General features: G+C 70.9%; 17 protein-coding genes. 8 read left to right on the top strand and 9 right to left on the bottom strand.

Annotated features, from left to right (window positions below):
- Positions 1 to 20 precede the first annotated feature (20 nt).
- Positions 21 to 1,406, bottom strand: coding sequence for a glutamate--tRNA ligase (gltX, locus tag ASE75_RS08845; protein WP_235512571.1), 1,386 nt, complete (start codon positions 1,404 to 1,406; stop codon positions 21 to 23).
- Positions 1,407 to 1,520: 114 nt separating this feature from the next.
- On the opposite strand from gltX, the gene ASE75_RS08840 reads away from it, so the two are divergent.
- Complete coding sequence (locus ASE75_RS08840; RefSeq protein ID WP_055932025.1) at positions 1,521 to 3,671, top strand: ComEC/Rec2 family competence protein; 2,151 nt, start codon at positions 1,521 to 1,523, stop codon at positions 3,669 to 3,671.
- A gap of 755 nt (positions 3,672 to 4,426) precedes the next feature.
- Here the strand turns inward: ASE75_RS08840 and lexA are convergent.
- The 6 genes from lexA to ASE75_RS08810 are packed head-to-tail and all read right to left on the bottom strand — an operon-like array spanning position 4,427 to position 9,149.
- Positions 4,427 to 5,092 carry a transcriptional repressor LexA gene (lexA, locus tag ASE75_RS08835; protein WP_055932022.1) on the bottom strand — a complete coding sequence of 222 codons (666 nt, stop codon included), beginning with the start codon at positions 5,090 to 5,092 and terminating at the stop codon, positions 4,427 to 4,429.
- A 56-nt stretch (positions 5,093 to 5,148) separates the two neighbouring features.
- Positions 5,149 to 6,330: a molybdopterin molybdotransferase MoeA gene (locus ASE75_RS08830; RefSeq protein ID WP_055932019.1), complete on the bottom strand. Its 1,182-nt coding sequence runs from the start codon at positions 6,328 to 6,330 to the stop codon at positions 5,149 to 5,151.
- Entirely contained in the window at positions 6,327 to 6,797 is a 471-nt protein-coding gene (gene moaC, locus ASE75_RS08825) for a cyclic pyranopterin monophosphate synthase MoaC (RefSeq protein ID WP_055932017.1), read from the bottom strand. Before moaC ends, ASE75_RS08830 begins: the two co-directional genes overlap by 4 nt.
- A complete protein-coding gene (trpC, locus tag ASE75_RS08820) occupies positions 6,794 to 7,576 on the bottom strand; it encodes an indole-3-glycerol phosphate synthase TrpC (protein ID WP_055932014.1) in 783 nt (260 codons plus the stop codon). The genes moaC and trpC overlap by 4 nt, the downstream gene beginning before the upstream one ends.
- A complete protein-coding gene (gene trpD / locus ASE75_RS08815) occupies positions 7,573 to 8,568 on the bottom strand; it encodes an anthranilate phosphoribosyltransferase (protein WP_055932011.1) in 996 nt (331 codons plus the stop codon). The genes trpC and trpD overlap by 4 nt, the downstream gene beginning before the upstream one ends.
- Positions 8,565 to 9,149 carry an anthranilate synthase component II gene (locus ASE75_RS08810; RefSeq protein ID WP_055932251.1) on the bottom strand — a complete coding sequence of 195 codons (585 nt, stop codon included), beginning with the start codon at positions 9,147 to 9,149 and terminating at the stop codon, positions 8,565 to 8,567. The genes trpD and ASE75_RS08810 overlap by 4 nt, the downstream gene beginning before the upstream one ends.
- Before the next feature lie 168 nt (positions 9,150 to 9,317).
- On the opposite strand from ASE75_RS08810, the gene ASE75_RS08805 reads away from it, so the two are divergent.
- Entirely contained in the window at positions 9,318 to 9,770 is a 453-nt protein-coding gene (locus ASE75_RS08805; protein ID WP_055932006.1) for a hypothetical protein, read from the top strand.
- A 65-nt stretch (positions 9,771 to 9,835) separates the two neighbouring features.
- On the opposite strand, the gene trpE is transcribed toward ASE75_RS08805, so the two are convergent.
- Together trpE and ASE75_RS08795 are read right to left on the bottom strand one after the other, a co-directional pair.
- Positions 9,836 to 11,368, bottom strand: a complete 1,533-nt coding sequence (trpE, locus tag ASE75_RS08800; RefSeq protein ID WP_055932003.1) for an anthranilate synthase component I — start codon at positions 11,366 to 11,368, stop codon at positions 9,836 to 9,838.
- An 8-nt stretch (positions 11,369 to 11,376) separates the two neighbouring features.
- Positions 11,377 to 13,314: a peptidylprolyl isomerase gene (locus tag ASE75_RS08795; RefSeq protein WP_055932000.1), complete on the bottom strand. Its 1,938-nt coding sequence runs from the start codon at positions 13,312 to 13,314 to the stop codon at positions 11,377 to 11,379.
- Between the two features lie 210 nt (positions 13,315 to 13,524).
- On the opposite strand from ASE75_RS08795, the gene ASE75_RS08790 reads away from it, so the two are divergent.
- The 6 genes from ASE75_RS08790 (at position 13,525) to addA (ending at position 24,651) form a co-directional block, all read left to right on the top strand.
- The gene (locus ASE75_RS08790; RefSeq protein ID WP_055931996.1) at positions 13,525 to 15,873 is read left to right on the top strand and encodes a sensor histidine kinase; all 2,349 of its coding nucleotides are present in this window, start codon (positions 13,525 to 13,527) and stop codon (positions 15,871 to 15,873) included.
- Between the two features lie 100 nt (positions 15,874 to 15,973).
- On the top strand, positions 15,974 to 16,411 hold the full coding sequence (gene tsaE / locus ASE75_RS08785; protein WP_055931993.1) for a tRNA (adenosine(37)-N6)-threonylcarbamoyltransferase complex ATPase subunit type 1 TsaE: 438 nt from the start codon (positions 15,974 to 15,976) through the stop codon (positions 16,409 to 16,411).
- Between the two features lie 5 nt (positions 16,412 to 16,416).
- Positions 16,417 to 17,385 (top strand): phosphotransferase, encoded by a 969-nt coding sequence (locus ASE75_RS08780; protein WP_200922337.1) that lies wholly within the window; start codon positions 16,417 to 16,419, stop codon positions 17,383 to 17,385.
- A gap of 53 nt (positions 17,386 to 17,438) precedes the next feature.
- Positions 17,439 to 18,134: a nucleotidyltransferase family protein gene (locus tag ASE75_RS08775; protein WP_082463889.1), complete on the top strand. Its 696-nt coding sequence runs from the start codon at positions 17,439 to 17,441 to the stop codon at positions 18,132 to 18,134.
- The gene (gene addB, locus ASE75_RS08770; protein ID WP_055931988.1) at positions 18,127 to 21,120 is read left to right on the top strand and encodes a double-strand break repair protein AddB; all 2,994 of its coding nucleotides are present in this window, start codon (positions 18,127 to 18,129) and stop codon (positions 21,118 to 21,120) included. The genes ASE75_RS08775 and addB overlap by 8 nt, the downstream gene beginning before the upstream one ends.
- Positions 21,121 to 21,213: 93 nt before the next feature.
- Entirely contained in the window at positions 21,214 to 24,651 is a 3,438-nt protein-coding gene (gene addA / locus ASE75_RS08765) for a double-strand break repair helicase AddA (protein WP_055931985.1), read from the top strand.
- Positions 24,652 to 24,655 lie beyond the last annotated feature (4 nt).

The raw sequence follows: 24,655 nt of genomic DNA, 5'->3' as shown, positions 1-24,655 counted from the left end.
CAATCCCTCCAGATAGTCGGTCAGCTGGCCATGCGGTCGGCGATCCGACCCAGGCTTTCCTCACGCCCCAACAGCGCAAGGACATCGAAGATCCCCGGCGACGTCTTGCGCCCCGTGAGCGAAGCCCGCAGCGGCTGCGCGACCTGGCCGAGCTTCAAGCCCCGCTCTTCGGCCACGCGCCGGACCGCGGCTTCCAAACCCTCCGTATCCCAGCTTTCGACCGCGTCAAGCGCGCTGTGCGCTGCGGCAAGGACCGACGGGGCCTCGCCGCCCAGCAGGGCCGCCGCCGCATCGTCCATGTGCAATGGTCGCGAGGAAAACAGGAACTCGGATCCGGTCGCCAGATCGTTCAGGTTCGGCGCGCGCGGTTTCAGCACCGGCATGGCGCGTTGCAGCAATTCGCGCCCGCGTACCCCGACTTCGAAACCCATCCGCGCGGCGACCAGATCGGCCAGCCGCGCGTCGTCGGCCTCGCGGATGTAATGGCCGTTCAGATTTTCCAGCTTCTTCAGGTCGAGCCGCGACGGCGACTTGCCGACCGCGTCGAGGCCGAACCATTCCACCGCCTGATCGCAGCTGATGATCTCGTCGTCGCCGTGACCCCAGCCAAGCCGAAGCAGATAGTTGGCGAATGCTTCGGGCAGGATGCCCATCTCGTCGCGATACGCCTCGATCCCGACCGCGCCGTGGCGCTTGGACAGCTTCGCGCCGTCCGGGCCGTGGATCAGCGGGATGTGCGCATAGGTCGGCTCCGCCCAGCCCATCGCCCGGATGATCGGCAACTGGCGGAATGCGTTGTTCAGGTGATCGTCGCCGCGAATGACGTGGGTGACGCCCATGTCGTGGTCGTCGACCACGACCGCGAGCATATAGGTCGGCGTGCCGTCCGAGCGCAGCAGGATCAGGTCGTCCAGCTCGGCATTCTGGACCGTGACCTTGCCCTGGACCAGATCGTCGATCGTCGTCGCGCCTTCCAGCGGCGCGCGCAGGCGCACGACGAAGGGCTGATCGGCCGGCGCATCGGCGGTATCGCGGTCACGCCACGGGCTGCGGATGCGCAGGGGCTTCTTCGCCGCCTCGGCCGCCGCGCGCATCGCGGCGATCTCGGCCTGCGTCATGTAGCAGCGATAGGCGTTACCGTCCGCGACCATCTGGTGCGCGACCGCGGCATGGCGGTCGGCGCGCGCGAACTGGAACACGGTCTCGCCGTCCCAGTCCAGGCCGATCCAGCGCATCCCCTCGATGATCGCGTCGATCGCCGGCTGGGTCGATCGGACCCGGTCGGTATCCTCGATCCGCAGCAGGAAGTCGCCGCCATGCGCCCGCGCGAACAGCCAGTTGAACAGCGCGGTGCGCGCGCCGCCCAGATGCAGATAGCCGGTCGGCGACGGCGCGAAGCGCGTCACGACTTTCGTGGATGGCGCTGGCGTGATCGCCGCACCCGTATCATTAGTTGCGCCCAAACGCGCATACTCCCAGACAAGAAATCCATGGCCAGTTCAGCCGCCCGCGCCCCTAGCATGCACCCTTGGCCACGACAAATCGGCGACGTGTTCGCGCGACCGGGTGCCGCGGTGGAGCGGTGGCCGGAGGCGGAACGCGAACAGCTCGTGTTGTGGTTGCCGGCCGCGCTGGGGGCGGGGATCGCGGCGTGGTTCCTGCTGCCCGATCCGCGGTGGTGGGTGATCGCGCTGCTGGTGCTTTCCGGTGTCGCGGCGTGCGCGCTGGCGGTGGGGCGGACCGGGCGGCTGGCGCAGGTGATCGCGATCGGCTGTGTGACCGCGATGCTGGGGCTTGGGCTGATCTGGACCCGCGCCGAGCGCGTCGCCGCGCCGGTGCTGGGCGGGCCGACGATCGCGACGGTCACCGCCATGGTCGAGCGGGTCGAGATGCAGCCCGCGCGCGACCGGATCCGGCTGACGCTGCGCCCCATCGTCAGCGACGTCGCCTTGCCGCCGGTCGTTCGCGTCAACGTTGCGCTGGGCGATGCGCCGGCGGGCCTGGGCGATGCGGCCACCGTCCGCCTGCGCGCGCGGTTGATGCCGCCGCCACAGCCGGCGCTGCCGGGTGCCTATGACTATGCCCGCGTCGCGTGGTTCACGGGGATCGGCGCGACCGGCCGCGCCTTCGGGCCGATCGCGATCGTGGTGCCGGGGAAGGCCGGCGGCGGTCTGCGCGCGCGCCTGTCGCGGCACATCACGCAGGCGGTGCCGGGCAGCGAGGGCGGGATCGCGGCCGCGCTGGCGACCGGTGACGTCGGCGCGATCGGCGATGCGGATTCGGAGGCGATGCGCCGCGCCGGCCTTGCCCATCTGCTGTCGGTCAGCGGCCTGCATATCACCGCGGTGGTCGGGGCGACGATGCTGGTCATGCTGCGGCTGCTGGCGCTCAGTCCGTGGCTGGCGCTGAACGCGCGGCTGCCGCTGATCGCCGCCGGGTTCGGCGCGCTGGCGGCGATCGGCTATACGCTGCTGACCGGCAGCGAGGTGCCGACCGTGCGGTCGTGCGTCGCCGCGTTGCTCGTGCTGGCGGCGATCGCGCTGGGGCGGGAGGCGATGACGCTGCGGCTGGTCGCGACCGGCGCGACGGTGGTGCTGCTGTTCCGGCCGGAGGCGGTGACGGGCGCGAGTTTCCAGCTGTCGTTCGCCGCGATCACCGCGATCGTCGCGCTGCACGACCACCCCCGGATGCGTGACTGGTTCGGCCCGCACGAGGAGGGGTGGGCACGTCGCGCGCTGCGCGGGCTGGCATCGTTGCTGATGACCGGCTTGCTGGTCGAGGCGGCCTTGCTGCCGATCGCGGTGTATCATTTTCACAAGGCCGGGCTGTACGGCGCGCTGGCCAATATCGTCGCGATCCCGCTGACGACGTTCGTCGTCATGCCGCTGGAGGCGGGGGCGCTGCTGCTGGATCTCGCCGGGCTGGGCGCGCCGCTGTGGTGGCTGGTCGAGCGGTCGCTGGCGGGACTGTTGTGGCTGGCGCACCGGGTGGCGGCCGCGCCGGGATCGGTCGCGGCGCTGCCGGCGATGCCGGGGGCGGCGTTCGCGGCGATGGTGACGGGCGGGCTGTGGCTGGCGCTGTGGCGCAGCCGGGTAAGGCGGCTGGGGCTGATCGGCATCGGCGTCGGCGCGGCCTGGGCGCTGGCGACGCCGGTCCCGGACCTGCTGGTGACGGGCGACGGGCGGCATGTCGCGATGCGGATGCCGGGCGGCGGGCTGGCGATGCTGCGCGACCGGGCGGGGGATTACACGCGCGACATGCTGGCCGAAAATGGTGGCGTCGATGGCGCGCCGCTGTTGCTGGCCGACCAGCCGGGGGCGCGATGCAATCGCGATGCCTGCGTGACGGACGTGATGGCGGACGGGCGGCGCTGGACCGTCGCCGCGACGCGCAGCGCGTATCTGATGCCGATCGCCGAGACGGTCGCGTTGTGCCGGGCGGTGCACATCATCGTCAGCGACCGTCGCTTGCCGCGCACCTGCGGCTCGCGCTGGCTGAAGCTGGACCGGCCGGTGCTGGCCCGGACCGGCGGCGTGGCGGTCGTGCTTGCCACGGGGCGGGTGACGACGGTGCGGCAGGCGGGCGACCGGCATCCGTGGCGCGACCCGCCGCTGGTGCCGCGGCCCGTGCGTGAAGGGCGTGAAGCGCGGGGCGATCGACGACGGTCCTGATGGCGGGGTCGCCAGTAGTGGACGGTCAGGGTGGTCCGGTCATTCGGTTCGGATGGGTGTCGCGGTGTCCGGGAAACCCCAATTTTTCTGACCGGTTTGGCGGTGGTCGCGTGGGCGGAGTTTTCAAAGGGGCGAGGCCGGTCCGGTCGGGGGCGTTGCGGCGCGTTGCCGACCATTATTTTCGGGTTGCCTGTACCGGTACAACCCATCCGTGATCTCCGCGCACGCCGGGATCCAAGGCTACAGGCTGGATCGCTTTCGATCAGCCTTACTCCACCCGGCATCCCGAACTTGCTTCGGGATCCAGAGCCGCGGGCCATCGCCCCTGCGATTCCAGATCCCGGCGTGCGTCGGAATGACGGGGAATTCGAGGCTGCGTGGTTGACGTTCAGGCTGCGGGTGTCTGCGACCCGCTTCAGCACGCCGTCGTCCCGGCCTTGATCCGGGATCCAGGGTTACAACCCGGAGCCTTCAGGTCCGGCTACCCGGCTAGGCCGGGTGATGGGTCGGTGGGGCTGGTCGCAGGCGATCACAGCGTTGTGCGTAGGACTCTGGACTGCTTCGCCTTGTTTTCGATGACGACTCTATCCGGGCTGCCTGGTTCTGTTTGCAGCGACGAAACACGCGGTCGTCATCGCCTTATCGTGCGCCGGCTGATAAACTGATTGTTTATCAGGTGCTTGTGCGCAAATCAGCATCGCCAACAACCGCTGGAAGGTTACAAAGGTTACACCCAGCGCAGGGGGTATGTCCCGTCAGTCGTACCGGCGCAGGATGCCGGACAGCTTGCCCTGAACCCGGACCTGCGCGGGGGTGTAGCGTTGCGGGTCATAGGCACGGTTGGCGGGATCGAGACGCACCATCGCACCTTCGCGGCGGAAAAACTTCAGCGTGGCCTCGGTTTCCTCGATCAGCGCGACGACGATTTCGCCATCGCGCGCGACATCGGTGCGACGGACAAGCGCATAGTCACCGTCGAGGATCCCGGCCTCGACCATCGAATCACCCGACACCTCCAGCGCGTAATGCTCGCCGGACCCCAGCAGCGCGGCGGGGACGGCGAGCATCGACGTGCCCTCGAACGCCTCGATCGGGACGCCGGCAGCGATCCGTCCGTGGAGGGGGATTTCCACGACGTCGTTTGCGGGTTCGCGAATCGCGGCGGCCTTGACGTTCGCCCTGGGCGCGGGCGGTGCCTTTTCGCTGCGTTCCGGCATCCGCAGCACTTCGAGCGCGCGGGCGCGGTTGGGCAGGCGGCGGATGAAATTGCGTTCCTCCAGCGCGCTGATGAGCCGGTGGACCCCCGATTTGGATTTCAGATCGAGCGCCTCCTTCATCTCCTCGAACGAGGGCGACACGCCGGTTTCGGTCAACCGGTCGTTGATGAAACAGACGAGTTCGTGCTGTTTGCGGGTTAGCATGGCGATCCTCCGTCCGGGAACAGACGCGGAACTTCTACGGAACAAAAACGATGGCGTCAAGCGATGACGAGGATATCCGCCGAGTCGCCGGCCTTGGCGGCGGGTGCATCGACCGGACGGACGATCAGGCAGTTCGACCGTGCCAGCGTCAGCAGCATCGAACTGTCCTGGATGGTCGAGGCAAACAGCCGCCCGTCGCGCAGTTCGGCGCGCAGGTAATCGGTGCGCGGGCCGTTGGCGGGCAGGGCCTCGCCAAGGATCGCGCTGGTAGGCCGGGGGGCGGGGTCGGCCGCGCCGCCCAGCACCGCGATCAGCGGCCGGACGAACAGCGTGGCGGTGACGAAGGCGGAGACGGGGTTGCCGGGCAGGCCGAGCACGACCGCGCCGTTCAGCCGCCCGGCCATCATCGGCTTGCCGGGGCGCAGGGCGATCCGCCAGAAGTCGATCGACCCGCCCGCCGCCTCGATCGCCGGACGGACGAGGTCATGATCGCCGACCGACGCGCCGCCGGTGGTGACCAGCAGGTCGCACGCAACATTGGCAAAGGCATCCCGCAGCACGTCGAGCCGGTCGGGCAGGATCCCCAGATCGACGATGTCGACGGGCAGGTCGGCCAGCATCGCCGCCAGCATCGCCCCGTTCGATTCGGGCAGGTCGGCGCCGGTCAGCGGCGACCCCGGCGGCACCAACTCGTCGCCGGTGGCCGCGATCGCCACGCGGATACGCCGGTTTGCGGTCAGCGTACCGTGCCCGCCGGTCGCCGCCACCGCGATTCGCGCGGCCGACAGCCGGTCGCCGGCACGGACCAGCGTATCGCCGGTGGTGAAATCCAGCCCCTTGGCCCGCGTATTGCGGCCGACGTGTAACGGACCCTCGCCATCGAGCGTCAGCGCGTCGCCGTCGCGGCCCGCCTCCTCCTGCACCAGCACGGTGTCAGCGCCGTCGGGCATCGCCGCGCCGGTGAAGATGCGAGTCGCCTGGCCCGCGCCGACCGATCCGGCGAAGGGCCGGCCAGCGGCGCTTTCGCCGATGACCCGCCACGGGCCGGGCAGGTCGGCGAAGCGGATGGCGTAGCCGTCCATCGCCGACAGGTCGGCGGCGGGCTGGGTGCGCAGCGCGGCGATATCCGCCGATGCCCAGCGGCCGGCGGCGGCGCGGATCGGCACGGTTTCGGATCCGATGGGCCGCGCCAGCGCGAACAGGCGGGCTTGGGCCTCGGCCACCGGCAGCAGGCTCATGGGGCGGACCAGTCGCCCGACTTGCCACCGGTCTTGGTCAGCAGGCGGATGTCGGTCATCGTCATGGCCTTGTCGATCGCCTTGCCCATATCATAGATCGTCAGCAGCGCGACCGAGACGGCGGTCAGCGCCTCCATCTCGACGCCGGTCTTGCCCTCGGTCCGGACGGTCGCGGTCGCGGTGATGCCGTCGGACAGCGGTGTCAGGTCGATCGCGACGCGGGTGAGCGGCAGCGGATGACACAGCGGGATCAGGTCGCTGGTGCGCTTGGCCGCCATGATCCCGGCGATCCGCGCGACCGCCAGCACGTCGCCCTTTTTCGCCGCCCCGTCGGTGATCGCGGCCAGCGCCTGCGCCGACATGACGATCCGGCCGGTGGCGACGGCTTGGCGCGTGGTCGCGGCCTTGTCGGCGACGTCGACCATGTGGGCGGCACCGGTCGCGTCGATATGGGTGAGGGCGGTCACCCGATCATCGCCCGCGTCGCGGCCTCGACATCGTCCTGCCGCATCAGCGCCTCGCCGATCAGGAAACAGCGGATGTCGTGTTCGGCCATCGCGTCCAGATCAGCGCGGGTGGTCAGGCCGCTTTCGGCGATGAAGGTGCAGTCCTTTGGCGCGTGGGCGACCAGATCATAGGTGCGGGCGAAATCGACGGTGAAGTCGCGCAGATCGCGATTGTTGACGCCGATCAGCCGCGATTTCAGCTTCAGCGCACGGTCGAGTTCGGCGCGGTCGTGGACCTCGACCAGCACGTCCATGCCGCATTCCAGCGCCGATGCCTCGATCTCGGCGGCCTGCGTGTCGTCCAGCGCGGCCATGATGACCAGCACCGCGTCCGCGCCGATCGCGCGGGCCTCGGTCGCCTGCCACGGGTCGACCAGGAAATCCTTGCGGATGACGGGCAGGTCGACGGCGGCGCGCGCGGCGATCAGATAGGCGTCCGATCCGCGGAACCAGTGTTCGTCGGTCAGCACCGACAGGCAGGCGGCACCACCGGCGGCATAGGCGCGGGCGTGGGCGGGGGGATCGAAATCCTCGCGGATCACGCCCTTGGAGGGGCTGGCCTTCTTGATCTCGGCGATCAGCGCGTAGCCGGTCGCGGCCTTCGCATCCAGCGCGGCGCGAAACCCGCGTGGTTTGGACACCGCGGCGATGCCGGCGTCGAGATCGCCAAGCGAGGTGGTGGCCTTGCGCGCGGCGACTTCGGCCCGCTTGGTTTCGAGAATACGGTCGAGAACGGTCATCGGTAGGCGATCCAGCGGTCGAGCAGCGCATCGGCGGCACCGCTGTCGAGCGCCTCCGCGGCCAGGGAAGCGCCGTCGACCAGCGACGACGCACGGTCGGCCACGATCAGCGCGGCGGCGGCGTTGAGGAGTACGGCGTCGCGGTAGGCCCCGTGGCCTCCCCGCAACAGCGCGCGCAGGGCGGCGGCGTTATGGGCGGCGTCGCCGCCGGTCAGGTCGGTCGTGGGATGCCGGGACAGGCCGGCATCCTCGGGCACGATGTCGCGCGCGATCCGAACGCGGCCGACGGGGATGGCGATGCTCGGACCGGCCCCGGACAGTTCATCCAGCCCCTCCGCGCCCGATACCACCAGCGCCGCCTCCGTGCCCAGCTGCTCCAGCGCCTCGGCATACACCGCCGCGTAATCCGGGCGCGCAATGCCGATCAGCTGGCGGGTGACGTGCGCCGGATTGGCGAGCGGCCCCATCAGGTTGAAGATCGTGCGGCGGCCGATTTTCCGGCGGATCGGCGTGATCCGCGCCATCGCCGGATGGTGGTTGGCCGCAAACAGGAAGGCGATGCCGATGTCGGCAAGGCTCGCCTCCGCCAGCGCGCCGGCGCGGGTCATGTCGAGGCCGAGTGCCTCCAGCGTGTCGGCGGCCCCCGCCTTGCTGGAGGCGGCGCGGTTGCCATGCTTGGCGACCGGTACGCCGCAGGCGGCGACGACCAGCGCGACCGCGGTCGAGACGTTGAGCGTGTGGTGGCCGTCGCCGCCGGTGCCGCAGACGTCGACCGCGCCGGCGGGGGCGGTGATCGGGATCAGGCGTTCGCGCAAGGCGCGCGCGGCCTCGGCGATCTCGGTGCTGGTTTCGCCGCGTGTCGTCAGGCCGATCAGGAACTCTGCGATCGCGTCTTCGCCGACGCGCGCGTCGAGGATGTCGGCGAACGCCGCCCGGGCGTCGTCGCGCGACAGCGGCGTGGCGGGGTCGGGCAGGCGGGTCAGCGTCGTCACGCCGGCGTCTTCACGGCCATGCCCGCGATACGCAGGAAGTTGGCGAGCATCGCGTGGCCGTGTTCGGTGGCGATACTCTCGGGATGGAACTGGACCCCGTGGATCGGCAGCGTGGCGTGGCGGAACCCCATGACGGTGCCGTCCTCCGCACGCGCGTTGACGATCAGCGTGTCGGGGACGTCATTGACGATGAGCGAGTGGTAGCGCGTCGCGGTGAAGGGCGAGGGCAATCCGGCGAACAGGCCGGTCGCGTCGTGCAGGACGGGCGAGGTCTTGCCGTGCATCAGCCCGCCGCGCTCGACCCGCCCGCCGAAATGCTGGCCGATCGCCTGATGGCCCAGGCATACGCCGAGCAGCGGGCGGCCGGCATCGGCGCAGGCCGCGACCAGATCCAGGCTGACGCCCGCGTCCGACGGGGTGCAGGGGCCGGGGGATATGAGGAACGCGCTCGCACCGGACGACAGCGCCTGTCCGACGGAGATCGCATCGTTGCGGACCACCTCGACCGGGGCGCCCAGTTCCATCAGGTAATGGACTAGGTTCCAGGTGAAGCTGTCGTAATTGTCGACGACCAGGATCATGCGGCCCGCCATAGCCGATGCGTGGGCGTGTGCAACGCCCGTGACGGTGTCGGCGGGGGACGCTGTCGCCGGCGGGGTGCGATTATCGGCAGGACGGTTCGTTTCGTTCAGGTCGGATCAACATCGCAGCCGACACGTTATGCGCCACACCCCCGGAGACCATCGACCATGTATCGCCCCCTGATCGCCGCCAGCCTGTTGATGCTGTCGGGCACCGCGATCGCGCAGACGCAGGACGCAGCCCCCCAGACGACGCCGGCCACCACGACCGACCGCCAGGCGGAAACCGGCAAGGCGCCGCAACGCGTGCGCAGCGTGACGCTGACCGGTGCCGGGGACAAATGCCCTGAATCGACGGATACCGAAATCGTGGTCTGCCAGACGGTTGGCGAACCCTATCGGATCCCCAAGGCGTTCCGTGAGACGAAGAAGGACGCGGCGCAGCAGAGCTGGGTCAATCGCGCCGCGACGATGGATCAGGTCGGACGGGTCGCGGGCGGTTTGCCCGACACCTGCTCGCCGGTCGGCAGCGGTGGGCAGAGCGGTTGCGCGTTGCAGCTGAACCGCGCGTTCGCGGCGGAAAAGCGGCAGGCGGCGAATGACGCGGCGGGGGTGCCGTGAGAACGCAAAAAAATCCGTCATTGCGAGCATAGCGCGGCACTGACGGCAGAGAGGCGAGGCTGCGCCTACTGCCCGAAACCCGGTGCCCCCGCCCGCGCAACCGCATCGCGCGCCGCCGCCAGGATAGCTCCCGCCTTGGCCTCGCATTCGCGCTGTTCCGACGCCGGGTCACTGTCGGCCACGATGCCCGCACCCGCCTGAACATGGATCGTGCCGTCCTTGATGACGGCAGTGCGCAGGACGATGCAGGAATCCATCGACCCGTCGGGCGAGAAATAGCCGACGCCGCCGGCATAGGCCCCGCGTCGCTCGGACTCCAGTTCGGCGATGATCTGGCAGGCGCGGACCTTGGGTGCGCCGCTGACCGTGCCGGCGGGGAAACCGGCGAACAGCGCGTCGAGCGCGTCCTTGCCGTCCGCCAGCCGGCCGACGACGTTCGAGACGATGTGCATGACGTGGCTGTAGAATTCGACGGTATAGCTGTCGGTAACGCGCACGCTGCTGGCAGCCGAGGCGCGGCCGACGTCGTTGCGGCCCAGATCGAGCAGCATCAGGTGTTCGGCGCGCTCCTTGGGATCGGCGAGCAGGCTCGTCCGGTTCGCCTCGTCCTCCGCCGCGGTTCGCCCACGCGGGCGGGTGCCGGCGATCGGGCGGATCGTGACCTCGCCGTCGCGGACGCGGACGAGGATTTCGGGGCTTGAGCCGGTCAGCGTGAAGCCGGGCAGGTCGAGGTGATACAGGAACGGCGACGGGTTGATCCGCCGCAGCGAGCGGTACAGCTCGAACGGCGGCAGCGCGAACGGCGCGCTGAACCGCTGCGCCAGCACGACCTGAAAGATATCGCCCGCGACGATATAGTCCTTGGCGCGGGCGACCATCTCGCCATAGCGGCCGGCGGGCAGGTTGGGGGTGTAGACGGGTTCCGGTGCCTCGACCCGCACCGGCGGCGGCAGGGTCGCGGTGGCTAGGCGCGCGGCGGTGGCGTCGAGCCGGTCCTGCGCCGCGCGGACGATATCGGCGGGTGTCCGGCGGGAATCGGGCCAGGCGGGCGCGACGAGGAACAGCGTATCGGCCAGCCGGTCGAACACCAAGATCACGGTCGGCCGCACGAAGATCATGTCGGGCAGACCGAGCGGGTCGGCGTCGGGTTGCGGCAGATGTTCGACCAGCCCCACCGTCTCATAGCCGAAATAACCGACGAGGCAGGCGAGCGCGGGCGGCAGCGCGGCGGGCACGTCGGCGCGACATTCGGCCACCAGATCGCGCAACGCATCGAGCGTCGGCGCGACACAAGGCGCGAAGGCGTCGCGGTCGGACAGCCAGTCGCGGTTGATCGCCGCCTGCTGCCCGTGCGCGCGGAATACGAGATCGGGGGCAAGGCCGATCAGGCTGTGGCGGCCGCGCGTCGCCCCGCCCTCGACCGATTCGAGCAGGAAGTCGCCGCGCCCGGACTCGATCAGCTTCAGCGCGGCGGCCACCGGTGTCTCGGTGTCCGCCACCTGGGCGTGCCACAACAGGGCGGGACGCCCGGCGGCAAGCGATGCTTCAGCCGCGTCGTGCGCAGCCCTTGTCGTGGAAGGCGACGACGGGTCGGTCATGCCGCGACTCAGTTGCCGCTCTGGCCGAGCAGCGCCGCCTTGACGCGGGCGACGGCGGCCGGATCGGTCTTGGCCTTCACATCGGCGCGGACCGCACGGGCGAACTGTTCGACATATTCACGGCCGATCGACCGGCCGAGGTCGTTGCGGGTGGCCGCGAGGATGCCGGCGTTGCCCGCCGCATTGCCCGGCTGGATCGCGTCCAGCTTGACGATGAGCCAGCCGGCATTGTCCGGGGCCTCCAGCATCTTGGACGTGTTGGGGGCCATGCTGAACAGCAGCGCGAGTGCCGGCTCGACACCCTGACGCTGGGCAATCTGCGCGCGCGCGATCGACAGCGGGCGCGGGGCCGGGAGGGCAAGGCCGGTCTGCTGAAGCACCTGCGCGAGCGGCGCGCCCTTGTTCAGCCTGGCGACCGCCTCGCTCGCCACTTTCCGCGCAGCCTGTTGCGCGCGGTCGGCGGTGACGTCGGCCAGCACCTGCGCGCGGATCTGCGCCAGCGGACGCGGCGCGGCCGGTACGATCCGGCCGACGCCGACCAGCGCGAAGCGGCCGTCCTCGCCGATCTGCACCAGCTGCGGCGAATCGCCTTCCTCCGCCCCGAAGGCGGCGGCGAGGATCGGCGTCATGGCCGGATCGGGCTTTGTGGTCGGCGCATCGGGGTTGATGCCGTTGGCGAGCAGCGGCGGCGTGGTGATGGCCGCGAGCTTGCCGTCGCTGACCAGCTCGTCGAAGGTCGCCTTGCCGGCGATCGCGTCGTCCAGCTTGTCGTGGATCGCGCCCATCGCGTCGGCGGTCTTCTGCTTGGTCAGTGCCGCGACGATATCCGCGCGCGCCTGATCCAGCGTCTTCGCCGGAACCTGTTCGATCGCATCGACCCTGGCCACGATCCAGCCGGTCGCACCGCGCACCGGCCCAACGATCGCGCCACTGGCGGCCGAGAAGGCGGCATCGGCGGCGGCGGCCGAGCTTTGCGCGGCATAGTCGGACTTTTCGACCTTGGCCTTGGTCGAGGCCTCAAGCCCGGCAGCGCGGGCGGCATCGGCGACCGACTGGCCGGCGCGGACCTTGGCGGCGATCGCGGTGGCCCCGGCCTGGTCGAGCACGACGACCTGGGTGATCGTCCGCGTCTGGCGCGGGGCGTAGTTCGCGCGGTCGTCGTTATAGGATTTGACGATTTCCGCCTCGGTCGGCGTGCCGTTCACCTGAGCGGGCGTGACGAGCGCGTAGCGGACGACGCGGCGCTGCGGCACGGTGTAGCGGCTCAGGTTGCGGCCGTAATAGGTCTGGATATCCGCGTCGCTGGGGGCGGGACCGGTCTTGACCGCGCCGGCCGGAATAAAGGCGATCTGGCCGGTGCGCTTTTCAAGCAGCAGCGAGGCATAGGGCAGGACGATCTGCTGCGGCATCTGCGCCGCGCCGATCGTCGGCGCGGTCAGGCGGCGCTGCGTCAGTTCGCGCTCGATGTCGGCGCGGATGCCGGCGTCGGTCAGCTTGCGCTCGGCCAGGATGCGTTCGTACAGCGTCTGGTCGAACTTGCCGGTCGGACCCTGCAACGCCGGGATGCTGGCGATCTCGCCGTCGATGCTGCGCTTGCTGACGACCATGCCGTGGTCCTCGCCGAACTTCAGGAAGGCGAGGCCGGTGACGAGCCGGTCGAGCGTGCCGTCCAGCCCGCCCTGCTGGATATAGCTCGCCATATCCAGCGTCGGCTGCTGCTGGCGATAGCTTTCCATTTCGCTGGCCGCCTGCGTCCGCAATTCCGCCTCGCCGATCGACTCCCCGCCGACGGTGGCGACGTTGCCGCCGGTCACGCCGGCACCCGTCGGGCTGCCAAGCCCGGTGATGTCGGTCGCGGCAAAGGCGAGGGCGATGATGCCGAGCACCACGAAGGTCACGACCATGCCGGCCTTGGAATTGATGATGCGGCGGAAGAATCTGAGCATGGACGCGAGCAACCGTTCTTGGGACGAAAGCGATAAGCGCCGTGCTTTAGGGTTGTATGGCGGGGACGGCAACGATGGTGATGGTGGGGTAGGTGAGACGGGGTGTGTGTTGCCGCCGCCCGGAAAATGCCTGTTTCTGCCGGGCGTCGATCTGCTCTAGGATACGGGCATGGGCGAACGGGGCACAGAACAGACGACAGGCGGGGCGCGATGATCGTGCTGGGCGGCGCGGCCGCGGTGGCGAGCGGCGCGATCCTGCTGGCGCTGGTCCTGGCGGCGGCGATTCTGCTGTTCCAGGGGCTGCGGCTGAAGGGCGAGGCGGCGGCGGTGCTGGCCGACTGCGCGCGGCTGGATGCGCTGATCCGGTCTGGGCCGGCGCTGGCGGCGATCGTGCGGGGCGACGGACGCATCGAGATGCCCGAGCGGATGGTCGACTGGTTCGGGTTGCAGGCCGCACCCGATTCGATCGTCGCGCTTGGCGGCACCGGGCTGACCATGGAGGATGCCGACGGCCTGTCGATGGACGTGGCGGCGGCCCAGCGATCGGGGCGCAGCTTCGTGCGTGCGGTCCGGCCGCCGGGGTCGGGCCGCGCGCTGCTGTTGCGCGGGCAGCGCGCGCCGGCGGCGGTGGATACGGATGGCGGCGTCATCCTGTGGGCGTTCGACGCGACCGACAGCGAGGCCGAGATCACCCGGCTGGGCCAGGAAGTACACGGGCTGCGCGTCGCGTTCGAGGCGCTGACCTGCCTGATCGAGGCCGCGCCGTTGCCGATGTGGTATCGCGGCCCCGACCTGAAGCTGGCGATGGTCAACACCGCCTATGTCGGCGCGGTCGAGGGGCGCGATGCGGTCGACGTGGTCGCGCGCGGACTGGAACTGGTCGAGGGGTCGGGGCGCGGCGGGCCGCTGGGCGGCGCATCGACCGCGCGCGATACCGGCCGGCCGCATGAACAGGTGCTGCCCGCGACGATCGGCGGTGCGCGCAAGACGCTGAAGCTGTTCGACGTGCCGTTGCCGACCGGCGGGGTCGCCGGGTTCGCGGTGGATATCGAGGAACTGGAACAGGCGCGCGTCGGGGCGAAACGCTTTGCCGAGGCGCAGCGGGCGATGCTCGACCGGTTGTCGGCGGGCGTGGCGCAGTTCGGCCCCGACCGGGCGCTCGTCTTCTGCAACCAGCCGTTCCGGCGGATGTTCGCGATGCGCGCCGAATGGCTGTCCGACCGGCCCGAGTTCGACCGGGTGCTGGAACGGATGCGCGAGGCCAATCGCCTGCCCGAGGTCCGCGACTTTCCGGGGTGGAAGGCCGAACGCCGCGACTGGTTCGTCGCCGCCGACGAGGCGACCGAGGAGAATTGGCACCTGACCGGCGGCACCCACCTGCGCGTCGTCGCGCAGCCGCTGCCCGATGGCGGGCTGCTGCTGATCTTCGAGGACCGGACCGAGCAGGTGCAGCTGGCCAGCGCGCGCGACACGCTGCTCCGGGTGCGGACCGCGACGTTCGACAATCTGTTCGAGGCGCTGGGCGTGTTCGCCGCCGATGGCCGGTTGCAGCTGTGGAACAACCGCTTCCGCGCGCTGTGGGGGTTCGAGGAGGAGTTTTTGTCGAGCCACCCGCGCGTCGACGTGTTCGCCGCCGCCGCCGCGTCGAAGCTGGCGACGCCGAACCGGTCCGCGCTGTTCACCGATCTGGTGCGATCGGCGACGGTAGAGCGGCAGCAGCGTGGCGGCCGCGTCGCCTTTGCCGACGGGCGGCACTTCGAGTTCGCGGCGGTGCCGCTGCCCGATGGCAACGCGCTGTTCACGATGCTCGACATTTCCGACAGCCGCCGGATCGAACAGGTCTTGCGCGACCGCAACGACGCGCTGGAGGCGTCGGACCGGGTGAAGACCGCGTTTGTCGCCAATATGAGCTATGAACTGCGCACGCCGCTGACGTCGATCAGCGGGTTCGCCGAGATGCTGCACGGCGGCTATGCCGGGGCGTTGAGCGAACAGGCCAGCGGCTATGTCGCGGCGATCCTCGATTCGGTCGAGCGGCTGGGCCTGCTGATCGACGACGTGCTCGACCTGACCCAGGCCGAGGGCGACGGGACCGAGGTGGAGCGCGGCGACGTCGATCTGGGCGCGGTCGCGCGGGCCGCCGCCGACACGGTGCGCGCGACCGCCAAGCGCCACCGCATCGACTTCGCGGTCGAGGTTGCGCGCTCGACCGGGCGCGTGACCGGCGATTCGCGGCGCCTGCGCGAGACGATCGAGCATCTGCTGCGCCACGCCATTGCGTCCACGCAGGAGGGCGGGCGGATCCTGCTGCACGCCGACGGCCACGCCACCGCCGCGCGGATCGTGGTATCCGACGACGGCATCGGCATGGATGCCGCCAGTGTCGCGCGCGCGTTCGACCGGTTTGCCGAACCGGGCATCCAGCCGTCGGGCGAACGCGCGCTGGGGCTCGGCCTGCCGCTCGCCAAGCAGTTCGTCGAGGCGCATGGCGGGACGATCGCGCTGGTGTCGGAGCCGGACGAGGGCACGCTGGTCACCGTGTCGTTGCCGCGCCGGTGAGGGGGGTGGAGCTTTTGTCGACCGGTTTCCTCCTTGCGTCATCCCGGGCTTGCTCCGGGATGACGGAGGTTGGGGTTGTGGAGGATCGCATGTGTCTTCGATGATAGTCCTGCCCGATGCGGCGGCGACCGAAGGCTTCGGCGCATCGCTGGCGGGCAAGGTGCGCGCCGGGGACGTCATTGCGCTGACGGGGACGCTGGGCGCGGGCAAGACCAGCGTGGCGCGCGGGCTGCTCGCGGCGCTCGGGCTGGCGGGCGAGGCCCCTAGTCCCAGCTTCGCGATCGTCCAGCCCTATGCCCCGCCCGAGGTCCGGCTGCTGGTGCTGCATGTCGACCTGTACCGGATCGACGACCCGGGCGAGATGGAGGAACTGGGGCTGGACGAGGCGCTGGCGGATTCGGTGCTGGTCGTCGAGTGGCCCGAACGCGCAGGGGCGGGCGCATGGCCGGACGCGCTGCGCCTGCACCTGAGCATCGAGGCGGACGGGACGCGCGGCTTGACAGCCGACGTGCCGCCGTCATGGACGGCGCGATGGTGATCGACATGACTCCGCCGGCCGATGCGCCGCAGTTCCTCGATGCGAACGGATGGGGCGGGGCGGTCGTCGCGCCGCTGGCCGGCGATGCGTCGTTCCGCCGGTATTTCCGGGTGACCGAGGGTGCGCGCCATGCGGTGCTGATGGACGCGCCGCCGCCGCACGAAAATCCCGAACCGTTCGTCCGCATCGCCCGATGGCTGGCGGATCACGGGTTTGCGGCTCCGGCGATCCTCGCCGCCGACCTGGCGCGCGGCCTGGTGCTGCTGGAGGATTTCGGCGACGCGCGGATGCGCGAGGCGGTCGATGCGGCGGCGGATCGTGGCCCGGCGTTGTACGGCGCGGCGATCGACATTCTGGTCGACCTGCACCGCCACCCGGCCGCCGACGTGCCCGCCTATGACCGCGCGGTGCTGCACCGGGAGGCCGGGCTGTTCACCGAATGGTATTGCCCGGCGGTCGGGTTGACCGTCGATACCGACGGCTACCGCGCGGCATGGGACGCGGTGTTCGACCACGTGGTGACCGATGCGCCGGTCACGGTGCTGCGCGATTATCATGCCGAGAACCTGATGCTGCTGCCCGGCGACCGGCTGGGCCTGCTGGATTTCCAGGACGCGCTGGCGGGGCATCCGGCCTATGACCTGGTATCGCTGCTGCAGGATGCGCGGCGCGACGTGGAGCCGGCGATCGAGACGATGATGATCGACCGCTATCGTGCCGCAACCGGGGTCGGTGCGGATTTCGACGCGGCCTACACGGTGCTGGGCGCGCAGCGGAACGCCAAGATCATCGGCATCTTCACCCGGTTGTGGGTGCGCGACGGCAAGCCGCGCTATCCGACGCTGTGCCCGCGGGTCTGGCGCTATCTGGCGCGCGATCTGGCGCATCCGGCACTGGCCCCGGTTGCGGACTGGTTTGCGCGGAACGTGCCCGCCGATCGGCGCGGCGACCCGATCGTGGTCGCGCGCGCGTGACCCGGCTGCGGGCGATCCGCCCCGACCCGAAAGTCGTGGTGCCGCAGACCGCGATGGTGATGGCGGCGGGCCTTGGCAAGCGGATGCGCCCGCTGACCGCGACCCGGCCCAAGCCGCTGGTCAGCGTCGCCGGCAAGCCGTTGATCGACCATGTCCTCGACCGGCTGCGCGCCGCCGGCGTCGCGCGCGCGGTCGTCAACGTGCATTATCTGGCCGACGCGCTGGAGGCGCATCTGGCGCACCAGAGCGGACTTGAGATCGTCCTGTCCGACGAGCGCGCGCAGTTGATGGAGACTGGCGGCGGGCTGGTCCAGGCGCTGCCGCTGCTGGGCGACGCGCCGGTGCTGGTCGTCAACAGCGACAATCTGTGGATCGACGGGCCGATCGACACGATCAAGCAACTCGCCGCGCGGTTCGACCCCGACACGATGGACGCGCTGTTGCTGATGGTGCCGCTGTCGCGCGCGCATAATCACGGCGGTCAGGGCGATTTCCACTTGGCCGCCGATGGCCGCATCACCGGCCGGCGCAAGGCCGGGCGGGTCGCGCCGTTCGCCTATACCGGGATCCAGATCCTGCATCCGCGCCTGATTGCCGACTGGCCGGAGGGACCGTTCTCGACGATGGTGTTCTGGGAACGCGCGCTGGCCGCCGGCCGCGCCTATGGCCTGGTGCACCAAGGCCTGTGGTTCGACGTCGGCACGCCGGGCGCGATCCCGAAGACCGAGGCGATCCTGGCCGATGGCTGAGGCTGGATCGGCGGCGGTGCGGGCGGCCGGGCCGTCGCTCTACACGATCCCGGCGCACCGGGCCTTTGCCGATGCGCTCGTCGCCGGACTGATGCGGCGGTACGCGGGTACGCCGATGGGCATCGCGCGCGGCCTGGTGCTGTTGCCCAACAACCGGGCCGTGCGCGCGGTGACCGATGCGTTCGTGCGGGCGAGCGGCAAGGGCCTGCTGCTGCCCCGGCTGGTGCCGATCGGCGACCCCGATCTTGGCGAGGCGGTCGGCGCGGCGCTTGATCCGGCGGACGACGCGCCGCCGCCGCCGGCGGTCGCGCCGATGCGGCGGCGGATGGTCCTGGCGCGGCTGGTGTCGGAGGAGCGCGCGCGGGCCGGCCAGCCGGTCGATGCGGCGGAGGCGACACGGCTGGCCGGCGACCTGGCGCACACGCTCGACCAGTTGCTGGTCGAGGAGATTTCGCCCCACGCGCTGCGCGATCTGCCGCTGGCCCCCGAACTGTCGGATCACTGGCAACGTTCGCTGGCGCTGTTCGGGATCGTGCTGGACCGCTGGCCGGCCGAACTGGCGCGGATCGGCGCGATCGACGCGGCGGCGCGGCGGGGACACGTGCTGGACCGGCTGGCCGCGCGCTGGCGGGTCGCGCCGCCGGGCGGGTTCGTCTGCGCCGCCGGTGTCACCGATTCCGCGCCCGCCGTCGCACGGCTGATGCGCTGCGTTGCCGATCTGCCCGACGGAATGGTCGTGCTGGCGGGGCTGGGTACGGCCATGCCGGTCGACGAATGGGATGCGCTGGGGCCGCATACCCCGGACCCGGTGACGGGCCAGCGCCGCCGGTCCATCGAAAGCCATCCGCAATTCCACCTGAAGCGGATGCTCGCGCAGATGGGCCTGACGCGCGAGGATGCCGTGGAGTGGGAGGCGCGCAGTCCGCACGACGGCACGCTGGCGCGCGGCAAGGCGATCGAGAATGCGATGGCGCCGGCCGCCTTCACCGGGAAATGGACATCGCTTGGCGCTGAGGACCGGCGGCTGACCGGGGTGACCGCCGCCGAACTGGCGACGCCGGCGGCCGAGGCGCAGGCCATCGCGCTGACGATGCGCGAGGCGCTGGAGATGCCGGGGCGGACCGCCGCGCTGGTGACGCCCGACCGGGTTCTGGCGCGGCGGGTGGCGGCGCATTGCCGGCGCTGGGGGATCGAGGTCGACGACACCGCCGGGCGGCCGTTGTCACTGTTGCCGTCGGGGACGCTGTTGCTCGCGCTGGCGGAAGCCGCGGCGCAGGGGTTCGCGCCGCTGCCGCTGCTGGCGCTGCTGAAGCATCCGCTGGTACGGCGCGATGCCGGGCGGCTTGTGTGGCTCGACGGCGTACGCGCGCTCGACCGCGTCCTGCGCGGACCACGCCCGTCGCCGGGGCTTGGCGGCATCGACGCGCATCTGGCCGATGGCGACGCGCGCGACGCCAGACTGCGCGCACAGGCGGCGGCGTGGTGGCCGGAGGCGCGCGCGTTGCTCGAACCGCTGGCCGCCGCCTTCGCGCGCGGACCCCAGCCGATTGCGGCGATGGTGGCGACCCTGCGCGATGCGGCGACGGCGATGGCCGGGAACGCCGCCTGGGCCGAGCCGCCGGGGCGGTGCGCCGCCGCCTTTATCGCCGATCTGGAGGCGGAGGCGATCGTCGGGCCGGCGCTGGTCGACCCGGCCGGGGTCGCGCCGCTGCTGCGCGTCCTGCTGGACGAGGTGGCGGTGCGGCCGCAGCCCGGCGGGCACCCCCGCCTGGCCATTTACGGTCTGATCGAGGCGCGGTTGCAGACCGCCGACCTGATGATCCTGGGCGGGCTGAACGAGGGCACATGGCCGGGGACACCGGCACCCGATCCGTGGCTGGCCCCGCGCATCCGTGCCGAAATCGGGCTGCCGGGTCTTGAGCGCCGGATCGGTGTTGCCGCGCATGATTTCGCGCAAGGGCTTGGCGCACGCGCGGTGCTGCTGACGCGGGCGCGGCGCGAGGCGAAGTCGCCGGCGCTGGCGTCGCGATTCTGGCTGCGGCTGGAGGCGATGGCCGGCGACCGGTTCGCGCGGGCGGAGGCGCTGGCCGGCTGGGTCGATGCGCTCGATGATCCGGGCGAACACGCGCCGGCGACCCGCCCTGCACCGTCGCCACCGGCATCCCTGCGTCCTCTGGCGATTTCGGTGACCGAGGTCGACCGGCTGAAGGCCGACCCGTATGCGTTTTACGCGCGGCGCGTGCTGGGGCTGGGGCCGCTCGATCCGGTCGATGCCGATCCAAGCCCCGCGTGGCGCGGCAACGCGGTCCACGCGATACTTGAGGCGTGGTGGAAGGAGGATGGCTGCGCGGTCGAGGCCCTGCGTCCGCGTGGCGAGGCGATGCTCGCCGATGCGCGCACCCACCCGCTGATCCGCGCGCTGTGGCAGCCGCGACTGATGGAGGCGATCGACTGGATCGCGCAAACCGTTGCGGATCAGGCGGCGGCGGGCCGCGCGGTGCTGAGCGCCGAGGGGCAGGGCGGGATCGACATTGCCGGGGTGCGCCTGTCGGGGCGCTATGACCGCGTCGACCGGCTGGCGGACGGCGGGCTTGCGATCATCGACTACAAGACCGGCAAGCCGCCCTCGACCGCGGCGGTGCGCAACGGCTTCAGTCTGCAACTGGGGCTGCTGGGTATCATCGCCGAGCGCGGCGGGTTCGCGGGCCTGTCGGGCAAGGCGGGGGCGTTCGAATACTGGTCGCTGGGCAAGGATCGCAACGGCTTCGGCTTTATCGCCACGCCGGTGGACCCGGACGGCAAGCGCGAGCGGATCGTGACGGACGAGTTCACGGGCATCGCCGCCGCCAATTTCATCGAGGTCGCCGGCAAGTGGCTGACCGGTCGTGATCCCTTCACCGCCAAGCTGGTGCCCGAATATGCGCCTTATGCCGAATATGACCAGTTGATGCGCCGGGATGAATGGTATGGTCGTGAGCGGGATTGAGCGGGTGCGGAGTCCGCGGGGCTTCGCAGAGATAGTCGCCGGGGAAGGTGGAAGGGCAAATGCGGGGCATCGCATTTTCACGAGAATTGCCCAATGAGCGGCCCCGAAACCTCCGCCCTCCCGCGTCTGAAGGACGCGCAGGCCGCCGCCAGCGCGCCCGACGCGCATGTCTGGCTGGCAGCGTCGGCGGGGACCGGCAAGACGCAGGTGCTGGCCGCGCGCGTGTTCCGCCTGTTGCTGCGCGGCGTCGATCCCGACGCGATCCTGTGCCTGACCTTCACCAAGGCGGGGGCGGCCGAGATGTCGGGGCGGATCAGCCGGCGGCTGGCGGCGTGGGTGCGGATGCCCGCGACCGAGCTGGCGCGCGATCTCGATGCGCTGGGCGAACGCCCGAAGCCCGAATTGCAGGACCGGGCGCGCACGTTGTTCGCCAAGGTGCTCGACGCGCCGGGTGGCGGCATCCGGATCCAGACGATCCACGGCTTCTGCCAGTCGCTGCTCGCCGCGTTTCCGGTCGAGGCGGGGCTGACCCCCGGTTTCCGGCCGATGGAGGCGCGCGAGGAATCGTTGCTGGCGCGCGAGGCGCTCGCCGATATGCTGGCCGAGGCGGAACGCGAGGGTCGCGAGCGACCGATCGCCACCATCGGCGCGCTGAGCCGGCGGCTGGGTGAGGGCGGGGCGGAAGGGTTCCTGCTCGCCTGCGCGCGGGCGCTGCCCGCGCTGGAGGCGTTGCCGAGCGGGATCGGCCCGTGGTTGCGCCGCGCGCTGGAATTGCCCGAGGGTGACATTGCCGAGGTGATGGCGATGGAGTGCGACGCGTTCGACCTGTCCGACGTGCGGCGGATCGCCGACGCCAACCGGACCTGGCACACCGCGACGGGGGTGAAGGCCGCCGCCACGATCGAAGCCTGGATCGCCGCTGACGCGCCCGCGCGGGTGGCGACGCTGGGCGATCTGGCCAGCGTCGTGCTGACCGCCAAGCTGGAACCGCGCAAGGTCGGCAAGAAACTGCTCGACCTTGATCCCGGATACGAGGCGCTGGCCGAGGAACTGGGCGACCGGTGCCGCGACCTGCTGTCGCTGGTCGATCGCGCCGCCTATGCCGACCTGCTGGCCGACGGGCTGGAGGTCGGGCGGGACTATGCGCGGCGTTATGCGCTGGCCAAGCGGCGGATCGGCGGGGTCGATTTCGACGACCTGATCGCGCAGACGGTCGCGCTGCTGGAACAGCCCGGGATCGGCGACTGGGTCCGCTACAAGCTGGACCAGACGACCGAGCATGTCCTGATCGACGAGGCGCAGGACACCAATGCGGCGCAATGGCGGATCGTCCGCGCGCTGGCCGACGAGTTCTTCGTCGGGCGCGGGGTGCATGCGCCGGGTACGCGCACGCTGTTCACGGTCGGTGACCACAAACAGGCGATCTTCGGGTTTCAGGGCACCAGCCCGATCAATTTTCAGGCGGCGGAGGCGCATTTCGGTCGACGTGCATTGGAAGCGATGGGCGATGACGACACGCCGATTGACGATCGTGGCCTGCCGTTCGCGCGGCTGTCGCTGACCCAGTCGTTCCGCTCGACCCGGCCGATCCTGGAGTTTGTCGATGCGGCGGTGGCGCAGACCGGCGGGCCGGGGCTGGGTGTCGACCGGGTCGATGTGCACGCCAGCGAAGTGCCGGGGCCGGGACGCGTCGTGCTGTGGCCGCCGATCGTCGCGGGCGGCAGCGAGGACGACGAGGAGGGCTGGGTCGACGATGCGGTGCGCGAAACCGCGCGTCGGATCGCGCGGTCGATCCGCGACTGGCTGGCGTCGGGGACGATGCTGGGCAGCAAGGGGCGCACGCTGCGCCCTGAGGACATCATGATCCTGGTCAAGCGGCGCGGCGAACTCGCCTCGCTGATTGTCGCGCGGCTGTATGCGGAAGGGGTGCCTGTCGCGGGCGTCGATCGGTTGCGGCTGAACGCGCCGCTGGCGGTGCAGGATCTGCTGAGCGCGGTGCGGTTCGTGCTGCAACCCGCCGACGATCTGTCGCTGGCCAGCCTGCTGGTGTCGCCGCTGATCGGCTGGAGCCAGGACGAATTGATGACCGCGTCGGTCGGGCGGCGCGGGAGCCTGTGGCGGCATCTGGGCGCAACGCAGAGCGCGGACCGGCTCGCGCCGCTGGTCGCGATGCTGGGCCGTGCCGACCTGACCACGCCCTACCGGTTTCTGGAGGAAATCCTGTCGGGAACGATGGACGGGCGGCGCAAGCTGATCCACCGGCTGGGGGCGGAGGCGCGCGACCCGATCGAAGAACTGCTGAACGCCGCGCTGGATTTCGAGACGACGACCACGCCGTCGCTGCAACGCTTCCTCGACTGGTTCGATCGCGGCGACGTGGAGATCGTGCGCGATCCGTCGCAGCCGCTCGATGCCGTCCGGGTGATGACCGCGCACGGGGCCAAGGGATTGCAGGCGCCGCTGGTCATCCTGGCCGACGCGACGGTCGATCCGACCAGCGCGCCGCGATCGGTGCTGCGCTGGTCGCCCGAGCCGGGCGCGCTGCCGATCCCGATCTTCCGCCCGCGCAGTGTCGAGCGCGGCGGGCCGCTGGCTGAGGCGATGGCCGACACCGATCTGCGCGAGATGGAGGAGCATTGGCGGCTGTTCTATGTCGCTGCCACCCGGGCAGAGGATACGCTGGTCATTGCCGGCGCGCTGGGGTCGCGCGCCAGGGGTGTGCCGCCGCCGGCCAGCTGGTATGCCGCGGCGACGCGTGCGTTCGACGTGCTGGGGATCCCGGCGGGTGAGGAGGAGGGCGAGCGCGTGTTCACCGGATCCGCGCCGCAGCCGCCGGTCCCGGTCAAGCCGCCCCGCGCCGCCGCCGTGGCAACCGACACCGCGATCCCCGACTGGGCCCGGCGCGAGGCCCCGCGCGAGGCGCGGCCATCGCGTCCGCTCGCGCCCTCCGCGCTGGGCGAGGACAGGGTGTCAGACCCGCCGCCGACCCCGGCCATGCGCGCGGCGGCCGAACGTGGGCGGCTGATCCACGCGCTGTTCGAGCGGTTGCCGCCAGTGGCGGTCGCGGACCGGGCGGCGGCGGCGGACCGCTGGCTGGCGCAGGTCGGACAGGTGGCCGATCGTGCCGAGCGCACGGCGATCGCCGCGCCGGTGCTGAAGATCCTGACCGACTTCGCCGACCTGTTCGGGCCTGAGGCACTGGCCGAGGCCCCGATCGCGGCGGTGATCGACGACGGCGTGGTCGTGTCGGGCACGGTCGACCGGCTGCTGATCGGCGGCGACCGGGTGCGGGTGGTCGATTTCAAGACCGGGCGGATGGTGCCGGCCGGTGCGTCGGCGGTCCCGTCCTATCACCTGAAGCAGATGGCGGCCTATGCCGCGGCGCTGGCGGTCATCTTCCCGGGCCGGACCATCGAGGCGGCGCTGCTCTACACCGCCGGCCCCAGCCTGATCGCGTTGTCGCCCGCCTTGCTCGCCGCGCAGAAGCCGGGCTTCGCATCGACGGAGCAAAGCTTGGCCCCCGGTGGTTGAGCCA

The sequence above is a fragment of the Sphingomonas sp. Leaf17 genome (assembly GCF_001421505.1).
Lineage (GTDB): Bacteria > Pseudomonadota > Alphaproteobacteria > Sphingomonadales > Sphingomonadaceae > Sphingomonas.
Note: the sequence above shows the minus strand (reverse complement) of the source record. Positions and strands in the feature narration are given on the sequence as shown.